The organism is Streptomyces sp. NPDC006610 (genome assembly GCF_040611575.1).
Taxonomy (GTDB): Bacteria; Actinomycetota; Actinomycetes; order Streptomycetales; family Streptomycetaceae; genus Streptomyces.
On sequence record NZ_JBEXOP010000020.1, the window covers coordinates 15,512 to 33,574 of the forward strand.

The window sequence follows — 18,063 nt, forward strand, 5'->3', positions numbered from 1 at the left end:
GGAGCAGCAGTCTTGCGCGAGTTCAGCCTTCCGGCTTTGTACGAGGTCCCCTCGGACGGCAACCTGACGGACATCGTCCGCAGGAACGCCGCGCAGCACCCCGACGTCGCCGTCATCGCCCGCAAGGCCGGCAGCTCCTGGCAGGACGTGACGGCCACCGAGTTCCTCGCCGAGGTGCACGCCGCCGCCAAGGGGCTCATCGCCTCCGGGGTGCAGCCGGGCGACCGGGTGGGCCTGATGTCGCGCACGCGCTACGAGTGGACGCTGCTGGACTTCGCGATCTGGTGCGCGGGCGCGGTGACCGTGCCGGTGTACGAGACCAGCTCGCCGGAGCAGGTGCAGTGGATCCTCGGCGACTCCGGCGCGACCGCGTGCATCGTGGAGACCGGCGTCCACGCCGCCGCGGTGGAGTCGGTGCGCGAAGGGCTGCCGGCGCTGAAGCACGTCTGGCAGATCGACGGCGGGGGCGTCGAGGAACTGGGCCGCGCCGGGCGGGACGTCAGCGACGAGACGGTCGAGGAGCGCAGCTCCCTGGCGAAGGCCGACGACCCGGCGACCATCGTCTACACCTCCGGCACGACCGGCCGCCCCAAGGGCTGTGTGCTCACCCACCGCAACTTCTTCGCCGAGTGCGGCAACGTCGTGGAGCGGCTGCGCCCGCTGTTCCGCACCGGCGAGTGCAGTGTGCTGCTGTTCCTGCCGCTCGCCCATGTCTTCGGGCGGCTGGTGCAGGTGGCGCCGATGATGGCGCCGATCAAGCTGGGCTGCGTCCCGGACGTCAAGAACCTCACCGACGAGCTGGCCTCGTTCCGGCCGACGCTGATCCTGGGCGTGCCGCGCGTCTTCGAGAAGGTGTACAACTCGGCGCGGGCGAAGGCGCAGGCGGACGGCAAGGGCAGGATCTTCGACAAGGCAGCCGACACCGCGATCGCCTACAGCCGGGCGCTGGACGCCCCGTCGGGCCCGTCCCTCGGTCTGCGGATCAAGCACAAGGTCTTCGACAAGCTGGTCTACGGCAAGCTCCGCGCGGTCCTCGGCGGCCGGGGCGAGGCCGCCATCTCCGGCGGCGCGCCGCTCGGCGAGCGCCTGGGCCACTTCTTCCGCGGCATCGGCTTCACCGTGCTGGAGGGCTACGGCCTGACCGAGTCCTGTGCGGCCACCGCCTTCAACCCGTGGGACCGGCAGAAGATCGGCACGGTCGGCCAGCCGCTGCCCGGCTCGGTGGTGCGCATCGCCGACGACGGCGAGGTGCTGCTGCACGGCGAGCACATCTTCCAGGGGTACTGGAACAACCCGGCGGCGACGGCGGAGGCGCTGGCGGACGGCTGGTTCCACACGGGCGACATCGGCACCCTGGACGAGGACGGCTATCTGCGGATCACCGGCCGCAAGAAGGAGATCCTGGTCACCGCGGGCGGCAAGAACGTCGCCCCGGCCGTGATCGAGGACCGCATCCGCGCGCACGCGCTGGTCGCCGAGTGCATGGTGGTGGGCGACGCCCGTCCGTTCGTGGCCGCGCTGATCACCCTGGACGAGGAGTTCCTCGGCCGCTGGGCCGCCGAGCACGGCAAGCCGGCCGGTTCCACGGCGGCCTCGCTGCGCGACGACCCGGACCTGCTCGCCGCGGTGCAGGGCGCGATCGACGACGGCAACGCGGCGGTGTCGAAGGCGGAGTCGGTGCGCAAGTTCCGCATCCTGGACTCGCAGTTCACCGAGGAGTCGGGCCATCTGACGCCGTCGCTGAAGCTGAAGCGGAACGTGGTCGCGAAGGACTACGCGGCCGAGATCGAGGCGCTGTACGCGAAGTAGCGGGCGCGAGGAGCGCAAAGGCGCGGGCCCCGACGAGGGGACCCGCGCCGTCCCATGTCCGGCCGCGGCAAGGTCGTACGCCCTGCAGCGTCGAGGCGCACGCCCGGTCACGGCGAGGGGCCGCGCCCCCGGCCACCGCGAGATCTCTCGTCCGGCCGGCTACAGCAGTTCCTTCAGCCGCTCGGCGAGCAGGTCCCAGCGCCACTTCTCCTCGACCCAGCGCCGCCCCCGCTCCCCCATCCGGCGGCGCAGTTCGTCGTCGCCGAGCAGGGCGGTGATCCGGTCGGCGGCCTCCTCGGCGGAGCCGCCGCGCACGACCCAGCCGGTCTCGCCGTCGAGCACGGCGTCGGGCGCCCCGCCGGAGTCCCCGGCGACGACGGGCAGTCCGGTCGCGGAGGCCTCCAGGTAGACGATGCCGAGCCCTTCGACGTCGAGGCCGCCGCGCCGGGTGCGGCAGGGCATCGCGAAGACGTCGCCGGCGCCGTAGTGGGCGGGCAGCTGCGACCAGGGCACCGCCCCGGTGAACACCACCGACTTCTCCACCCGCGTCTCGCGGGCCAGCTTGCGCAGCTCCTTCTCGTACGGCCCCCCGCCGACGATCAACAGCACGGCATCGGGCTGTGCGGCGAGAATCCGCGGCAGGGCGAGGATGAGGGTGTCCTGCCCCTTGCGCGGCACGAGCCGGGAGACGCACACGACGACCGGCCGGTCGACGAGGCCGAGCCGGGCGCGCACCTCGGCGCCTCCGGAGTCCGGATGGAACGTCTTCTCGTCGACGCCCGGCGGCAGTTGGGCCATCCTGGCGGCGGCGTCCGGGGTGAGCGCGGCGGCGATCCGGGAGCGCGTGTACTCGCCGAGGTAGGTGAGGGCGTCGGTGGACTCCCCGATGCGGCGCAGCAGTTGCCGCGCGGCGGGCAGCTGGGCCCAGCCGGCCTCGTGCCCGTGGGTGGTGGCCACCAGCCGCTCGGCGCCCGCCCTGCGCAGCGCCGGCGCCATCAGCCCGAGCGGCGCCGCAGCCCCGAACCACACCGCCGCGCACCCGTGCTCGCGCAGCAGCCCGACGGCCCGCCGGGTGACCGCGGGCGTCGGCAGCAGCATCGTCGTGGTGTCGCGTACGACGGTGAAGGGCTGCTCGGCGTCGAACGCGGCCGTGGCTCCGGCGCCCTCGCGCCCCCGCTTCCAGGTGGAGGCGTAGACGACCAGCCGCTCGGGGTCCAGGCGGAGCGCCATGTTGTGCAGGAACGCCTGGATGCCGCCCGGCCGGGGCGGAAAGTCGTTGGTCACGATGAGGGTCTTGCGCATCGACGTCGACCCTACCCAACGTAAACTCACGCTGGCGTCCGCCCCGGCGGCGCGGGCGACGGACCGACGACCGGACAGGGGCGCGCGTGGACAGGACCAACGGGACACCGTCGCTGATCGGGCTGGTCGCCCTCTGGTCGGCGACCCGGCTGTTCCTGCTGTTCTTCGTCCTGAAGGTCGTCGTCTTCCCCGGACCGGACGTCACCACGGACGTCTCGGTGATCTACCACGGCTGGTACGAGGTGCTCAGCGGCGGTGTGTTCCCCCGCGAGGACGTCACCTGGCAGTACCCGCCCGCCGCCGCCCTCGCGATCCTCTCCCCCGCGCTGCTGTCGTTCCTCGACTACGCGCAGGCGTTCTTCGTGCTGGCGTTCCTGGCCGACTTCGCCGTCCTCGCCCTGCTGCTGTACGCCGGTCCGCGGCCGGGCCGGACGATGCGCGGCGCGTGGCTGTGGGTCGTGGGGGCGCCGCTGCTGGGGCCGACGGTGTACGCGCGCTACGACGTGATGGTCACGGCCGTCGCGGTGGCGGCGCTCCTGGCGGGCAGCCGGCGGCCCCAACTGATGGGGGCGCTGATCGGGTTCGGGGCGATGCTGAAGGTGTGGCCCGCGCTGCTGCTGGCCGGCGTGGTGCGGCGGCGGGTGTGGGGGGCGGCGGCGGTGTCGGCGGCGGCGCTGGCGGCGGGGTTCGCGCTGGCGATGCCGGGCGCGTTCGCCTTCCTCACCTTCCAGCGGGACCGGGGCACGGAGGTGGAGTCGCTGGGCGCGCTGGTCTTCCATGTGGCGCGGCAGTACGGCTGGGACGGCCAGGTGCTGCTGAACTACGGCTCGGTGGAGTTCCTCGGCCCGTACGTCGGCCTGGTCAGCACGGCGGCCCTGGCGCTGACCGGGGTCGCCTTCGGCTGGCTGCTGGCGTGGCGGCTGGCGGCGAGGCGGTTCGCGCCGCACACGGCGGCGGACGCGGCGTTCGTGGCGGTGCTGCTGTTCACGACGACGAGCCGGGTGATCAGCCCGCAGTACATGGTGTGGCTCGTCGGGGTGGCGGCGGTGTGCCTGTCCTTCCGGCGCAGCGCGATGCGCCTGCCGGCGTTGCTGGTCCTGGCGGCGTCGGCGGTGACGGTGCTGGAGTTCCCGATCTGGTTCGCCCACGTCGTGGCGAGCGACACCCTCGGCGTCACCCTCCTGGTCGTCCGCAACGGCCTGCTGGTCCTGGCCACCGTGGTCGCGGCCCGCGCCCTGTGGCGCGCGACGGCCCCCGCCCCGGCCGCCGCGCCCGCCCCCGGCCGGGCGCCCCGCGGCGAGGAGACCCCGGTCTCGTCCTGAGCCCCGTGCCCCCGACCGGCCCCGCACGCCCGTTTCTCGGGTTTCTCGGGTGAGCCCGCCACAGCGCGGTCCACCGCTCCGGCGTCGTCCCCGTGTCCCCGGCCCGCGGCCCCGTCAGCCGAATTCCGTCCGCAGATGCTCCCGCCACAGCGCCGTGAACCGCTCCGGCGTCGTCCCCAGCACCTGCGCCATCGCCCCCTCGACCGCACCCCGCCGCTCCCCGTGCGCGCCCACCGCCCGGTAGAACGCGCCGAGCCGCTCCTCGCCCCAGCGTCGCGCGATCAGCCCGCAGGCCGTGAACCCGCCCTCGTAGGCGCGCGCGAGCGCCGTGGAGTGACCGGTGAAGCGGAAGTCGGCGTCGGCGGGCAGGGCGTCCGGAAGGTCCCCCTCGGCCACCGCGCGGGCCAGTTCGGGCGCGGCCTCGGCCGGGGCGCGCCCGCTGTCGCGGTAGCCGATCCAGTCGGCGTATCCCTCGGACAGCCACAGCGGCGTGGCGGCGTTGGTGTGGGCGCGGGTGGCGACGTGGACGGTCTCGTGGGTGAGGACGACCTGTCTGCCGACGGGGCCGAGGACGCCGTACGCGTCGGGGTTGACGATGATCCGGTCGGCGGGCGACCGGCCGGACCCGCCCGTCTCGCCGGTGGTGACGGCGGCGATGCCCCGGTAGTGGGCGGCGGGCGAGCCGAGCAGGGCGGCCATGTCGTCCAGCGAGCCGGGCACGAGCACCACGACCAGCCCGCTCCAGCGCGTGCCCCACGCCTCGGACACGGCGGGCACCGCGCGGTCCCCGAGCCCGGCGTAGGCGCGCAGCTCGGCGCGGGACTGCCCGACGCCGAGCACGATGCCGTGCGCGCCCCGGACCACGCTCACCGTGCCCTGGTCCCACAGCTGCTCGGCGGACCCTCCCCGCGGCCGGTCGGAGACGACGGTCCAGCGGCCCCCGGCGTCGCGGGCCAGCCGCAGGGTGCGGCCCGCCGTCACGGGCGCCGGGTCGTAGCCGTCGAGGCGGTAGCGCAGGTCGGCCTCGGCGGTGGCGGTGGCGCCGGTCCGCCGCACGGCGGTGACCTCGTACGACCACTCCGCGAAGGGCAGCGCCCGCAGGTCGGCGTAGTCGGGGGCCGGTCCGGTGCGCCGGTAGCGCTCGGCGTCGCGGTCCAGGACGGCGTCCGCGCGCCGGTCGAGCAGGCGCTGCACCTCGCCGCGCAGGGCGTGGGAGGGGGCGGGAGCCGGTCCCGGGCCGCAGCCGGTCAGGGGCGCGAGCAGCGCGCCGAGCAGCAGCAGACGCACTGCTGCGGCTCCGCGTCCCGACGCCCGCCCTCGACCGGCCACCCTCCCGATCGTACGGGCAGTGCGGGCGGCCGGTCAGACCCTGGTGACCCCGGAGATCGGCATCATCCCGACCGGGTCGTGGCGCACGGGCGCGCCCGGGTAGGGGGCGTGGATCACCTGGCCGCCGCCCACGTACATCCCGATGTGGCTGGCGTCGGACCGGTAGGTGACGAGGTCGCCGGGCCGGGCCTCGGACAGCGGGATCCGCCGGCCGGCCTCCCGCTGGGCCTGCGAGGTGCGCGGGAGGGCGACGCCGGCGTGGGCGTACGACCACTGCATCAGGCCGGAGCAGTCAAAGGCGCCGGGGCCGGTGGCGCCCCAGGCGTAGGGCTTGCCGAGCGCGGAGCGGGCGGCGGCCACCGCGACGGCGGCGCGGGGCGAGGCGGGCGGCAGGTCGGCGAGGTCGGGCAGGTCCTGGCGGGCGAAGCGGGAGGCCCGCTCGAAGGCGGCGCGCTCGGCGTCGGGGAGGGCGGCGAGCAGTCGGCGGGCGCGGGCGAGCTTGTCCTCGACGGCGCGTTTGTGGGCGGCGGCGGCCCGGCGGTTCTTCTCCAGTTCGGTGAGGCGGCCGGCCGCCTCGGCGCGTTCCCGGCCCAGATCGCGCAGGGCGTCCTGGAGCTGCCCGAGCCGGCCGGCCTGCTGGACGCCGATGCGGTGCAGGACGGCGGCCCGGTCGAGGTAGTCGTCGGGGTCGGCGGAGAACAGCAGGGCGAGGGAGGGGTCGAGGCCGCCGGTGCGGTACTGCGCGCCGGCCAGCGAACCCAGGGCGTCCCGCAGGGAGTTGACGCGTTCCTGCTGGCGGGCGACGCGGTCCTGGGCGTCGTTCACCTGCCCCCGCAGCCGGTCGGCGCGCTCGTCGGCCGCGTTGTACGCCTCGGTGGCCTTCTCGGCCTCCGTGTAGAGCCGGTCCACCTCGGCACGGGTGTCGTCGCGCGGCGCGGCGAGCGCCGGCGTGTCCGGTACGACGGCGAGGGCCGCGGCGGCGGCCGACAGCGCGCCCATGGCGACGCGCGCGGCGCCGGCGCTCCGGACGGGACCGGACGGTGCGAGACGGCGATGGGACCCCACGGGTGGCCGCGCTCCTTCCACTGGCGGACTGGAAACGCGGCAGACAGTAACCCCGCGACGGGGCGGCGACCAACGACCCCGGTGGCCACGCAACGTGACGCCCCGCCGCTGACGCAGGTCATCGGCGGGGCGTGGGGCGCGGCCCGGTGTCGTAATTCGCCCGTTCGGGCGGCATGGCCCGCGGAAACCGGGTCCGATGCCAACGGGTCAGATGCGGACGCCGAACTGGTACGGCATGTTGTTGATCGACTCGTAGCGCACGACCGTGCCGCTGCGCGGGGCGTGCAGCACCTGGCCGTTGCCGGCGTAGAAGCCGACGTGGTGCAGGTCGCTGTAGAAGATCACCAGGTCGCCGACCCGGAGGTCGCTCTGCGAGTAGATGCGGGTGCCGTAGCTCGCCTGCGCCTGCGAGGTGCGCGGGATCTGGACGCCGGCCTGGGCGAAGGCCCAGGAGGTGAGGCCGGAGCAGTCGAAGGACGACGGGCCGGAGGCGCCGTACACGTACGGCGAGCCGATCTTGCTCTGGGCGGCGGCGTAGGCGGACGAGGCGCGGCCGGTGGCCGGGGCGGCGCTGCCGGACGCGGAGGCGGCGAGGGCGCTGCGTCCGCTGTCGCGGCTGGCGCGCTCCTCCTCGGCGGCGAGCGCGGCCTTCTCGGCCGCGGTCAGGGTGTTGAGCAGCTTCTGCGCCTCGGCGAGCTTCGCCTGGACTTCCTGCTTCTTCTTGCCCAGCTCGGTGCGGGTGGAGGCGAGGTCCTTGAGCTTGTCGGACGCCTCGGCGCGGTCCTGGGCGAGTTCGCGCTGCTTCTCCTGGATCTTCTTCAGCGCGTCGACCTGCTGGCTGCTCAACTGGTCGAGCGTGGAGGCCTTGTCGAGGTAGTCGTCCGGGTCCGCGGAGAGGAAGAGCTGGACCGAGGGGTCTATGCCGCCCGAGCGGTACTGGGCGCTGGCCATGGAGCCGAGGCCGTCGCGCAGCTCGTTGACCTCTTCCTGGCCGCGGGCGACGTTGTCCTGGATGGTGGAGATCTCCTTCTGGAGCTTCTCCTGCTTCTCCTTGGCCCCGTTGTACTTCTCGGTGGCCTGCTCCGCCTCCTGGTAGAGCTTGTCGACCTTGGCCTTGACCTCGTCCTTGGTGGGCTTCTCGCTGGGCGCGGCGTTGGCGGCCTGCGAGCTCAGGGCGACGGCAGCGGCTGCCGCGGTGGTCAGCACGGTCACACGTGCGCGGCTCGGCTGCTTGGGTCGACGGTGGGACGCCACGGGGGCGATCTCCTTCTTCCTTCAGCCGCCTACCGACACGCCGGCGGGCGGTTCCCCCGCCGTCACTCACCCCTTGTGAGTGATCACCCGAGCGAGGGTTCGAGGCCTGACCCTAGTGACCTGTCTGTGATCAGTTCAAATCCTCAGCTGAAAAATCTCGCCCCATCCAGCATTCTTTACACACAACTCACCCGAGGTGATGAGCGACTGACACTACGTCGCGCGATCTTCTGACCAATTCGGGCATTGGCCTTCGTTTTTGCCATTGCGGCCATAGGAGCCGAGCGGCGGACATTGGTGCGTTGGACGCCATTGACGGCCATCGGCTCCCATTGAGCCCCATTGCGGGTCGACCGGAGGTCAGCCCCGCGAGAAGCGTTTGAGGAGCACGGCGGAGGCGACGGGCCGGGCGCCGGCCCGTGCCACCCCGTCGGCGACCTCGCGGTCGGTGGAGGCGACGATGACCGGCCGGCCCGGCGGCTCGGCGCGCACCAGCTGCCGGATCAGCTCGTCGGCGGTGACACCGGGCTTGGAGAACAGCACCCGCACCCCGCGCGGCGGCGCCAGCAGCACCGGCGCGGCCAGCTCGGCCCCGTCGAAGACGCAGGTGACCTCGGCTCCGGTCTGCGCGGCGAGCTGGGAGAGCTGGCCGAGCAGCCGCAGCCGCTGCTTCTCCAGCGGCATCTGGGGATAGCCGGTCTTGGTGACGTTGTAGCCGTCGACCAGGAGATGGGCCTGCGGCAGCGCCAGCAGCTGGTCGAGGATCGCGGGGTCGTCCTCGGACAGGGCGCGGGCGGCGATGTCCTTCGGCGTCATCCGCCCCGGCTCGACCGCGTCGACGGTGTCGGCGGGCCGCACCGACACGGGCGGCAGCGCCAGTTCGCGGCGCAGGCCCTGGGCGGCGTCCAGCACGGTGTCGAGCAGCAGCCGCACCCGCATGTCCTCGACGCTGCGGCCCTCGCGGGCCGCCCGGCGGGTGGCCTCCAGGGCGGCCTCCGCCTCGCCCAGCCGGGCCTTGAGACGCCGGGTCTCGCTCTCCGCGGCGGACACCTGCGCGTGGCTCTCGGCGCGCACGGCCTCCATCTCTCCGTGGGCCTTGCGCAGCGCCGCCTCGCCGCGCTTGACGTCGCTCAGGGCGGAGCGCAGCTTGCGGTGAAGCGATTCGGCTTCCTTGCGGGCGGCGTCCAGTTCGGTGCGCAGCCGCTCGGTCTCGGCGCGGGTGTGCTCACGCGCGGCGGCGAGTTCGGCGCGCAGACGCTCCAGTTCGGCGCGGTTCTCCTCGTCGGCGCGCTCGGCGTCCGCGCGCTGGGCCTCCTCGCCGGCGGCGGTCACCAGCTTCACCCAGCCGGCCGTACGCAGCACGTACGCCGCGGCGGCGACGTCCAGCGGGTCGGCGGCGGGCGGGGGCGCGCCCGAGTCGAGGGCGCCGCACAGCTCGGGCTGGACCTCCCGGAACTTCTCGCCGATGCGCTGCCGGAACAGCGGGTCGGTCTCCAGGGCCGCGGCCATGGCGTTCCCGGCGAACTTGGCACGGCGGTTGGGGGCGAAACGGGCGTACTGCCGCAACTGGGCGGGCAGTTCGGCCATGGTCAGTCCGCCGAAGCCGTCGGCGACGATCTGCACGACGCGGCGGCGCACACCCTCGGGCAGCGGACGGTCGAGCACCTCAGCGGCGCCGTCGTCCGGCTCCCCGCCTGTGGTCTCCACCATCCTCACCCCAATGCCTGTACGCGACCCCGGTCACGGGATCACCGGCCCAGGAGCCCGCTCCCGTCAGGAGCCGACGCCGGGCCTCTCCACGAGTTCCACCTGATCCACGGCGTTGCACCAGCGGCACCGCACCGACTCGATGGTCTCACTGACGACCTCGCGCTCCTCCACGTTCGGCTCACCGGCCAGGTCGAGGTGCACGTACTCGACCACCTTGGAGGAACGGGTCACGTCGAAGCGGGTGAGGTTGCCGCACAGCTTGCAGCGCCACCGCGTCGAGGCGGTCGGCAGGGGAACCGTCATCGTGCCTGGTCCCTTCCCTTCTGGTTTCCCGGCGCGCCAGCGTGCCTGGAGCGTGTGGCTCGTAACCCTACGGCCTGCCGGGTGCCCGACGCCCGTCCGTCCACGGCGGCGAGGCGGTCCGTGCGGATACGTCCCGTTGCGTCATGCTCTGTGTTCATGGTCAGCGACTGGAGGGCGGTGGCCCTGAGAGCCCGGCGGAGGCCGCCGGCGCCGGTGACGTACGGGCTGATCGGCCTGTGCTGCGTGATCTTCCTGATCGGGCCCGCGTCGGGACTCGGCCCCGCCTACGGCACGGGGGAGGAGCTGCTCGCGGTGCAGCGGGCCTATTTCCGCCGCTGGGGCGTGATCCCCGCAGAGCTGTTCGGCGGCTCCCCCGGGGCCCTCCTCACCCCGGCGACGGCACTGTTCGTGCACGGCAGCTGGGTGCATCTGCTCGGCAACATGCTGTTCCTGCACGTCTTCGGCGCGATGACCGAGGAACGCATGGGCCGGGCCGGGTTCACCCTCTTCTACGTCGGCTGCGGCTGCCTCGCGCTGCTGGCGTACGCGGCGGCCAACGCGGGCTCCGAGCAGTCGCTGGTCGGCGCGTCCGGGGCGATCTCGGCGGTGCTCGGGGCGTTCCTGTTCCTCTTCCCGACCGCGCGGGTGACCAGTCTGCTGCCGTTCCTCTTCTTCCTGCCGCTGCGCTTCCCGGCGTGGGTGGTGCTGCCCTTCTGGGCGGCCCTGCAGTGGCTGGCGGCGGGCCGCTCCGACGGCGGGCCGGGGGTGGCGTACCTGGCCCACCTGGTGGGCTTCGCCCTGGGCTTCGGCTACGCGTGGGCCCGGTTCGGCCGGAGGACTAGAGTGAAACCCGCCCCAGCTCCGGCCCCCGAGGGAGAGAACCAGCCGTGATCACCGCGATCGTCCTGATCAAGACCAGCGTGGACCGGATCCCCGAGATCGCCGAGCGGATCGCGGCGCTGGACTCCGTCAGCGAGGTCTTCTCGGTCACCGGCACGTACGACCTGATCGCGATGGTCCGGGTCCGCCACCACGAGGACCTGGCGGAGGTCATCCCCGGCCGCATCAGCAAGATCCCGGGCGTGGAGGCGACGGACACCCATGTGGCGTTCCGCACCTACTCCCAGCACGACCTGGAGGCGGCCTTCGCCATCGGCCTGGACAATTGAGGCCGGGCTGACCGGCCGGCCGCCGGGGACGGTCACCACCGCCCCCGGCCCAGGCGACGCCCCGGGGGGCGCGGGGAACTGCGCGACCAGCCCTCCACAACCCGCACCCGAAGCACACGCCCCTCGGACACGGCCCCTCACAGCCGACGTCCGGGCAACACCCCAAGGGCGCGGGGAACTGCGCGACCGGCCCCCGACACCCTCACCCGAACACCACGCCCTCGCCCCCGACGACCTCAAGCCGCCGGCCCAGGCACCGGCACGCACCGCCCGCCCTCCGTCCGGTAGGACCACCGCGACCCGTTCCCGAGCAGCTCCCGCGTCGCCCGCAGGAACCGGTCCACATGCTCCTCGGGAGTCCCGGCGCCGAAGCTGACCCGGACGGCGCCGGCGGTCCCGGGCGTCCCGCACTCCTGAGACGTCCCCGACGTCCCGGCCGCGCCGTCCAGCAGCGTGCGCAGCAGCGGATGGGCGCAGAACAGCCCGTCCCGCACCCCGATGCCGTACTCCGCGGACAGTGCCGCGGCGAAGTGCGAGCCGTTCCAGCCGTCCACCACGAAGGACAGGACGCCGACCCGCGGCGCGTCCTCGCCGAACAGGGACAGCACCCGCACCTGCGGCAGCCCGGCCAGTCCCTCGCGCACCTTGCGCAGCAGGTACTCCTCGCGGGCGACCAGGGACTCGAAGCCGGCCTCGGTGAGCGCCTGGCAGGCCGACGCGACGGCGTGGGCGCCGATGACGTTCGGGGACCCCGCCTCGTGCCGGGCCGCGCCGTCGTGCCACTCCACCTCCACGCCGCCGTCCGCCCGCCGGGCGACCCTGCGGCTGGCCCCGCCGCCGGCGAGGTACGGTTCGGCGGCGCCCAGCCAGTCGGCGCGGCCGGCGAGGACGCCGGCGCCGAAGGGGGCGTAGAGCTTGTGCCCGGAGAAGGCGACCCAGTCGACGTCCAGATCGCGCACCGACACGGGGCGGTGCGGGGCGAGCTGGGCGGCGTCCAGGACGATCCGGGCGCCGTGCGCGTGCGCGGCGGCGGCCAGTTCCCGTACCGGCCACAGCTCGCCGGTGACGTTGGACGCCCCTGTGACGCAGACCAGCGCGGGGCCGTACGGGTCCCGGTCGGCGAGGGCCCGCTCCAGGGCCGCCACGGCCTCGCCGGGGCTGCGCGGCGCGTCGAGCCAGGTGACCGCGTCCTCGGGCCAGGGCAGCAGCGCGGCATGGTGCTCGGTCTCGAAGACGAAGACCCGGCATCCGGCGGGCAGCGCCCCGGCCAGGAGGTTCAGGGAGTCGGTGGTGGAGCGGGTGAAGACGACCTGGTCGTCGGCCCGGCAGTCGAGGAAGCCCGCGACCGTGGCGCGGGCCTTCTCGAACAGGTCGGTGGACAGCTGCGAGAGGTACCCGGCACCGCGGTGCACGCTGCCGTAGTACGGCGCGTACGCCGCCACGTCGTCCCACACCCGCTGGAGCGCGGGCGCGCTGGCCGCGTAGTCGAGCGCGGCGTAGACGGCCTCGCCGCCGGTCACGAGCGGCACGGTGACATCCCGTCCCAGAACGGGCAGCGGGGGGCAAATGGCCGGGGCGGAGGCAGCGGAGGATACGGAAACCGGCATGACGAGGACTCCCGTGAGTCGAGCGCTGGGCAGCAGCGCGGGGGACGAGAAGAAAGGGGGTGCGCCGAGGCGACCGGTGCGGGAGGCGCGCGCGTCGACGGCGCACCCGGGGCACGGCTGGAAAACGGCCGACAGGCCTAGCGCATTCGTTTGCTCACGGAAGGCTCCCTCGAACGACCCAGGACCCCTGGTCTCGCGAGGGGTCCGCGCTTGCCGCAGACCTTGCTGTCTGCGGCCTGGTCTTCACCCGGGGCACCCCGCCACGGACGGAGGGTTGCCGGACAGCCGGCCGGGGCCTGATGGCTGTCGCTCATGACCTGGTCCCACATCTTGCCACACTGTCGGATACGCGCAAGGGCGCGGTCCGCATCCCGGACCGCGCCCCTGCGCCATCTGCCTTTGCCCACGCGGCCGTTCAGGCGTTGCTGACCGCCACCCAGCGCTCCAGGACCCGCCCGGCCGCCCCGGAGTCGATGGACTCGGCCGCCTTCGCCATGCCGTCCCGGAGCTGCTCCGCGAGCGGTCCCGTGCCCGGCTCCAGCGCCACCAGGGCCGCCGCCGAGTTCAGCAGCACCGCGTCCCGGACGGGACCCCGCTCGCCGTCGAGCAGCCGACGGGCCACCTCGGCGTTGTAGGAGGCGTCGGCGCCGCGCAGCGCCTCCAGCGGGACCGGCTCGATGCCGACGTCCCGCGGGTCGAAGACCTCCTCGGTCACCTTGCCGTCGCGGACCACCCACACCCGGGAGGTGGCGGTGACCGTCAGCTCGTCGAGGCCGTCGTCGCCGCGGAAGACCAGCGAGGAGTTGCCGCGTTCGGCGAGCACGCCGGCCACGATCGGGGCCATGCGCGCGTCGGCGACGCCCACCGCCTGGGCCCGCACCCGCGCCGGGTTGGTCAGCGGGCCGAGGAAGTTGAAGGTGGTCCGGATGCCCAGCTGGCCACGCGCCGCAGCCACATGGCGCAGCGCCGGGTGGAACCTGACCGCGAAGCAGAAGGTGATCCCGGCCTCCTCGGCCACCTCGGCGACCCGCCGCGGCGTCAGCTCCAGATTGACCCCGAGCTTCTCCAGCACGTCGGACGCGCCGGACGCGGAGGAGGCGGCGCGGTTGCCGTGCTTGACGACCTTGGCGCCGGTGCCGGCGATCACCACGGCGGACATGGTGGAGATGTTCACCGTCTTGGCGCCGTCGCCGCCGGTGCCGACGATGTCGACGGTCTCCCCCGGCACCTCGATCACGTTGGCGTGCTCGTACATGGTGCGGACCATGCCGGCGATCTCCTCGACGGTCTCGCCCTTGGCCCGCAGGGCCACCGCGAAACCGGCGATCTGGGCGTCCGTCGCCTCGCCCCGCATGATCACGTCCATCGCCCAGGCCGTGTCGTCCGCGCTCAGGTCGCGGCCGTCGAGCAGGCCGTTCAGCAGGGCGGGCCAGGTGCGGCCCGCCGCGGTGTCGCCTCCAGCGGGGGTCACAGCGCTCATAAGCCGCTCCTGGCTCGGTCCCGGATGTCGGGACGGGTGTCTCGGACGGGCTCCACCCTATCCAGCCGCCGGACAAGACGGAGGGCCCCGTCCGTACACCGGACGGGGCCCTCGGCCGTGGCTGTGGCGAACGCAGCGATCAGTGGTGGCCGTGGCCGCTCGTGATCTCCTTGTACTCCTCGACGGTGGGCTTCGGGATCTGCGACTCCTCGCCGAAGTAGGCGTTGCTGAGCTTGACGCGCAGCTTCTCGGAGCCCTTCACCTTGCGCTTGACGCCGTTCTCGTCGACCGTCTGGCCGATGGCCAGCGGCTTGTACTGCTCGTGCGCCGTGAGCGTGTGCAGCTGCTCCTGGCTGAGCGGCTCGTGCACCTCGATGAACTCACCGTGCGGCAGGCGCTTGATGGTGCCGGTCTCCCGGCCGTGCAGCACCTTGTCCCGGTCCCGGCGCTGGAGGCCGAGGCAGATCCGCTTGGTCACGACGAACGCGATGACCGGTCCCACGAAGAACCCGATCCGGACGAACCACGTGACCGCGTTGATCGACAGATGGAAGTGGGTCGCGACGATGTCGTTGCCACCGCCGATCAGCATGATCATGTACGCGGTGATCCAGGCCACGCCGAAGGCGGTGCGGGTCGGGGCGTTGCGCGGGCGGTCCAGCAGGTGGTGCTCCCGCTTGTCCCCCGTGACCCAGGCCTCGATGAACGGGTACAGGGCGATCACCGCGAGGAACAGACCGAAGATCACCAGCGGGACGAACACGCCCAGGACGAGCGTGTGACCCCAGAAGTTGATCTCCCAGCCCGGCATGGCGCGCACCAGGCCCTCGGCGAAGCCCATGTACCAGTCGGGCTGGGCGCCCGTGGACACCTGGTCCGCCCGGTAGGGGCCGAGGACCCAGATCGGGTTGACCGACGCGATGCCGGCGAGAGCCGCGGTCACACCGAAGACCAGGAAGAAGAAGCCTCCGGCCTTGGCCGTGTAGACCGGCAGCAGCGGCATGCCGACGACGTTCTTGTTGGTCCGGCCGGGGCCCGGGAACTGGGTGTGCTTGTGGTAGAAGACCAGGATCAGGTGGGCGCTCACCAGCGCCAGCATGATGCCCGGCAGCAGCAGGATGTGGATCGAGTAGAACCGGGCCACGAAGTCCGTGCCGGGGAACTCCCCGCCGAACAGGAACATCGAGATGTACGTGCCGACGATCGGCACGGACAGGATCGCGCCCTGGGTGAAGCGGACACCGGTGCCCGAGAGCAGGTCGTCCGGGAGCGAGTAGCCGGTGAACCCGGTGAACATGCCCAGGACGAACAGCAGGAAGCCGAACAGCCAGTTGACCTCGCGCGGCTTGCGGAACGCGCCGGTGAAGAAGACGCGCATCATGTGCACGAACATGCCGGCGAGGAAGATGATCGCCGCCCAGTGGTGGATCTGCCGGATCAGCAGACCACCGCGCACGTCGAAGCTGATGTCCAGCGTGGAGGCGTACGCCTCGCTCATCAGCACGCCCTGCAGCGGGACGTAGCTGCCGTGGTACTCCACCTCGTTCATCGACGGGTGGAAGAACAGCGTCAGGTACACACCCGTGAGGATGATGATGATGAAGCTGTACAGGCAGATCTCGCCCAGCATGAACGACCAGTGGTCGGGAAAGATCTTGCGCATGTTGGCCTTGGCCAGGGAGTAGATCCCCAGCCGGCCGTCGGCCCAGTCGGCGAGGCGCTCGCCGGCCGGAGCCTTCCCGCGGGCGCGGGATTCGGTGCTGGTGGTGCTGGTGGTGCTCATCCGCGCTCCCAGAATGCAGGGCCGACGGGCTCCTCGAAGTCGCCGAGCGCCTCGAGGTACCCCTCGTCGTTCACGCCGATGCGCAGCTGCGGCAGGGCGTGGCCGGCGGGGCCGAAGATGACCCTGGCTCCGTCGGAGAGGTCGAAGGTGGACTGGTGGCAGGGGCACAGCACGTGGTGCGTCTGCTGCTCGTACAGCGAGATCGGGCAGCCGACGTGGGTGCAGATCTTGGAGTACGCCACGATGCCCTCGTGCGACCACTCCAGCTCGCGCTTGTCCTTGATGTCCTCCGGCTCGATCCGGACGATCATCAGGGCGGCCTTGGCGATCTCGTTCTGGTACGAGTGGTCGTGCTCCTCCAGGCCCTCGGGCTTGGCGAAGGTGAGCGAGCCGACGGAGATGTCCGAGGGACGCAGCGGCTCGTTCGTGTTCATGTTGACCAGGAGCAGGCCCTTGGACCACATGGTGTGGCGCAGCGAGGTGCCGGGCAGCGGACCGAGGTCGCGCAGCAGGACCAGGCTGGTGAGCGGCACGAGGGTGAGCGCGCCGAGCATCGTGTTGCGGATCAGCTTGCGCCGTCCGAACGCGGACTCCTCGACACCCTGCTTCCACTCTTCCTTGATCTTGGCGTTCAGCTCGGGCGACGCCTCGATCGGGTGGCGCTCGTCGGCCATCTCGACGTCCGCCATCAGCGTGCGCGCCCAGTGGATCGCGCCGGCGCCGATGGTGAACAGCGCGATGCCGAGGGTCAGGCCCAGCGCGAGGTTGAGCGCGCTGACGTGGCCGAGGGTCCAGACGTAGACCGACCTGTCCACGGGGATGGTGACGAACGCGGCGATGAAGCCGATGGTGGCCAGCATCGAGAGCGTGAACAGCAGGGCGACCGCGCGCTCGGACCGCTTGGCGGCCCGCTCGTCGATGTCCTGGATGCGGTGCTCGTGCGGCGGCAGGCCGGGGTCGGCGAACGGGTTCTCCTCGTCCGCGACGCCCACCGCCGTGCCGTGCGCGTGGCCCTGCTCGGCAGGGAGCTTCTCTTCGGGAATGTCGTGGCTGCTCATGACTTCTTGGCCTTTGCGGTCCGGGCGGCGACCCACACGGCGATGGCGATCAGGCCACCGAGACCGAAGATCCAGCCGAACAGACCCTCGCTGACCGGCCCGAGGCCGCCCAGCTGAAGGCCGCCGGGGCTCTTGGCCTCGTCGCCGTTGACCTCTTCGAGGTACGCGATGATGTCCTTCTTATTCTGCTCCGACAGGACGGTGTCGGGGAAGGAGGGCATGTTCTGCGGGCCGGTCTGCATGGCCTCGTAGATGTGCTTGGGGTCGACGCCCTCCAGGCCCGGCGCGTACTTGCCCTTGGTGAGGGCGCCGCCCTTGCCGGTGAAGTTGTGGCACTGCGCGCAGTTGGTGCGGAACAGCTCACCGCCCTTGGCGATGTCCGCGCCCTCCGTGCCGTACTGCTCCTCGGTCGGGATCGCCGGGCCGGCGCCGAGGGAGGAGATGTAGGCGGCGAGCTGGTCGATCTCGGCCTGGGTGTAGACGACCTTCTTGCGCGGGACCTGAGCGCTCTGGGAGGTCGCCGCCGGCATACGGCCGGTGCCGACCTGGAAGTCGACGGCGGCGGCGCCGACGCCGACCAGGCTCGGTCCGTCGGAGGTGCCCTGACCGCCGGTGCCGTGGCAGCTGGCGCAGCCGACGGCGTAGAGCTTCTTGCCCTCTTCGATGGCGAGGGACTGGGCGGTTTCATCGGCCTGCGCCTTGCTCGCGGGCGCGAACGCGGCGTACAGCCCCCCAGTTGCCGCCAGCGCGAGGAGTAGGACGACGACTGCCGCCAGCGGATGGCGTCGTCGTGCGGAGAGCTTTTTCACGGATTACCCCGGTGTCAGGATCTTCTGCGTCGATGCTTCTGGGATGTGCGCTTCGGTGAGGCG

General features: G+C 72.6%; 15 protein-coding genes and 1 riboswitch. Of the genes, 4 read left to right on the forward strand and 11 right to left on the reverse strand.

What is annotated here, in order from left to right; translation table 11 throughout:
* The first annotated feature begins 12 nt into the window (after positions 1–12).
* The gene (locus tag ABZY13_RS17905; protein ID WP_356631685.1) at positions 13–1,809 is read left to right on the forward strand and encodes an AMP-binding protein; all 1,797 of its coding nucleotides are present in this window, start codon (positions 13–15) and stop codon (positions 1,807–1,809) included.
* Positions 1,810–1,968: 159 nt separating this feature from the next.
* On the opposite strand, the gene ABZY13_RS17910 is transcribed toward ABZY13_RS17905, so the two are convergent.
* Positions 1,969–3,111: a glycosyltransferase family 4 protein gene (locus ABZY13_RS17910; RefSeq protein WP_356631687.1), complete on the reverse strand. Its 1,143-nt coding sequence runs from the start codon at positions 3,109–3,111 to the stop codon at positions 1,969–1,971.
* 86 nt (positions 3,112–3,197) lie between these two features.
* On the opposite strand from ABZY13_RS17910, the gene ABZY13_RS17915 reads away from it, so the two are divergent.
* The gene (locus tag ABZY13_RS17915; RefSeq protein ID WP_356631689.1) at positions 3,198–4,433 is read left to right on the forward strand and encodes a glycosyltransferase family 87 protein; all 1,236 of its coding nucleotides are present in this window, start codon (positions 3,198–3,200) and stop codon (positions 4,431–4,433) included.
* Between the two features lie 114 nt (positions 4,434–4,547).
* Here the strand turns inward: ABZY13_RS17915 and ABZY13_RS17920 are convergent, their stop codons facing one another.
* The 5 genes from ABZY13_RS17920 to ABZY13_RS17940 all read right to left on the reverse strand — a co-directional run bounded on the left by ABZY13_RS17920 (position 4,548) and on the right by ABZY13_RS17940 (position 10,094).
* Complete coding sequence (locus tag ABZY13_RS17920) at positions 4,548–5,714, reverse strand: hypothetical protein (RefSeq protein ID WP_356631868.1); 1,167 nt, start codon at positions 5,712–5,714, stop codon at positions 4,548–4,550.
* Between the two features lie 81 nt (positions 5,715–5,795).
* Positions 5,796–6,827 carry an NlpC/P60 family protein gene (locus ABZY13_RS17925; protein ID WP_356631691.1) on the reverse strand — a complete coding sequence of 344 codons (1,032 nt, stop codon included), beginning with the start codon at positions 6,825–6,827 and terminating at the stop codon, positions 5,796–5,798.
* A gap of 207 nt (positions 6,828–7,034) precedes the next feature.
* Positions 7,035–8,081, reverse strand: coding sequence for an NlpC/P60 family protein (locus ABZY13_RS17930; RefSeq protein WP_356631693.1), 1,047 nt, complete (start codon positions 8,079–8,081; stop codon positions 7,035–7,037).
* Between the two features lie 360 nt (positions 8,082–8,441).
* Positions 8,442–9,791 carry an NYN domain-containing protein gene (locus ABZY13_RS17935; RefSeq protein ID WP_356631695.1) on the reverse strand — a complete coding sequence of 450 codons (1,350 nt, stop codon included), beginning with the start codon at positions 9,789–9,791 and terminating at the stop codon, positions 8,442–8,444.
* A 63-nt stretch (positions 9,792–9,854) separates the two neighbouring features.
* The gene (locus tag ABZY13_RS17940; protein ID WP_356631697.1) at positions 9,855–10,094 is read right to left on the reverse strand and encodes a hypothetical protein; all 240 of its coding nucleotides are present in this window, start codon (positions 10,092–10,094) and stop codon (positions 9,855–9,857) included.
* A gap of 156 nt (positions 10,095–10,250) precedes the next feature.
* Between ABZY13_RS17940 and ABZY13_RS17945 the strand changes: the two genes are divergently transcribed.
* Positions 10,251–10,985, forward strand: a complete 735-nt coding sequence (locus tag ABZY13_RS17945; RefSeq protein WP_356631699.1) for a rhomboid family intramembrane serine protease — start codon at positions 10,251–10,253, stop codon at positions 10,983–10,985.
* The gene (locus tag ABZY13_RS17950) at positions 10,982–11,263 is read left to right on the forward strand and encodes an Lrp/AsnC ligand binding domain-containing protein (protein WP_356631701.1); all 282 of its coding nucleotides are present in this window, start codon (positions 10,982–10,984) and stop codon (positions 11,261–11,263) included. The genes ABZY13_RS17945 and ABZY13_RS17950 overlap by 4 nt, the downstream gene beginning before the upstream one ends.
* A 236-nt stretch (positions 11,264–11,499) precedes the next feature.
* Here the strand turns inward: ABZY13_RS17950 and ABZY13_RS17955 are convergent, their stop codons facing one another.
* From ABZY13_RS17955 to ABZY13_RS17975, 5 genes are all read right to left on the reverse strand, one after another.
* Complete coding sequence (locus ABZY13_RS17955) at positions 11,500–12,870, reverse strand: aminotransferase class V-fold PLP-dependent enzyme (RefSeq protein ID WP_356631702.1); 1,371 nt, start codon at positions 12,868–12,870, stop codon at positions 11,500–11,502.
* 201 nt (positions 12,871–13,071) lie between these two features.
* Positions 13,072–13,188, reverse strand: a riboswitch (SAM riboswitch).
* 97 nt (positions 13,189–13,285) lie between these two features.
* The gene (gene trpD, locus ABZY13_RS17960) at positions 13,286–14,350 is read right to left on the reverse strand and encodes an anthranilate phosphoribosyltransferase (protein ID WP_356631704.1); all 1,065 of its coding nucleotides are present in this window, start codon (positions 14,348–14,350) and stop codon (positions 13,286–13,288) included.
* Positions 14,351–14,489: 139 nt separating this feature from the next.
* Positions 14,490–16,133 carry a cytochrome bc complex cytochrome b subunit gene (locus ABZY13_RS17965; protein WP_356631706.1) on the reverse strand — a complete coding sequence of 548 codons (1,644 nt, stop codon included), beginning with the start codon at positions 16,131–16,133 and terminating at the stop codon, positions 14,490–14,492.
* Positions 16,130–17,191, reverse strand: coding sequence for a Rieske 2Fe-2S domain-containing protein (locus ABZY13_RS17970; RefSeq protein WP_356631708.1), 1,062 nt, complete (start codon positions 17,189–17,191; stop codon positions 16,130–16,132). Before ABZY13_RS17970 ends, ABZY13_RS17965 begins: the two co-directional genes overlap by 4 nt.
* Positions 17,188–18,000, reverse strand: coding sequence for a c-type cytochrome (locus tag ABZY13_RS17975; protein ID WP_356631710.1), 813 nt, complete (start codon positions 17,998–18,000; stop codon positions 17,188–17,190). Before ABZY13_RS17975 ends, ABZY13_RS17970 begins: the two co-directional genes overlap by 4 nt.
* Positions 18,001–18,063 lie beyond the last annotated feature (63 nt).

Excerpts from the sequence above, each read along its gene's own strand:
- ABZY13_RS17910 (WP_356631687.1), bottom strand. The coding sequence starts at position 3,111 with ATGCGCAAGACCCTCATCGTGACCAACGACTTTCCGCCCCGGCCGGGC.
- ABZY13_RS17935 (WP_356631695.1), bottom strand. The coding sequence starts at position 9,791 with ATGGTGGAGACCACAGGCGGGGAGCCGGACGACGGCGCCGCTGAGGTG.
- ABZY13_RS17940 (WP_356631697.1), bottom strand. The coding sequence starts at position 10,094 with ATGACGGTTCCCCTGCCGACCGCCTCGACGCGGTGGCGCTGCAAGCTG.
- ABZY13_RS17945 (WP_356631699.1), top strand. The coding sequence starts at position 10,251 with ATGGTCAGCGACTGGAGGGCGGTGGCCCTGAGAGCCCGGCGGAGGCCG.
- ABZY13_RS17955 (WP_356631702.1), bottom strand. The coding sequence starts at position 12,870 with ATGCCGGTTTCCGTATCCTCCGCTGCCTCCGCCCCGGCCATTTGCCCC.
- trpD (WP_356631704.1), bottom strand. The coding sequence starts at position 14,350 with ATGAGCGCTGTGACCCCCGCTGGAGGCGACACCGCGGCGGGCCGCACC.
- ABZY13_RS17965 (WP_356631706.1), bottom strand. The coding sequence starts at position 16,133 with ATGAGCACCACCAGCACCACCAGCACCGAATCCCGCGCCCGCGGGAAG.
- ABZY13_RS17970 (WP_356631708.1), bottom strand. The coding sequence starts at position 17,191 with ATGAGCAGCCACGACATTCCCGAAGAGAAGCTCCCTGCCGAGCAGGGC.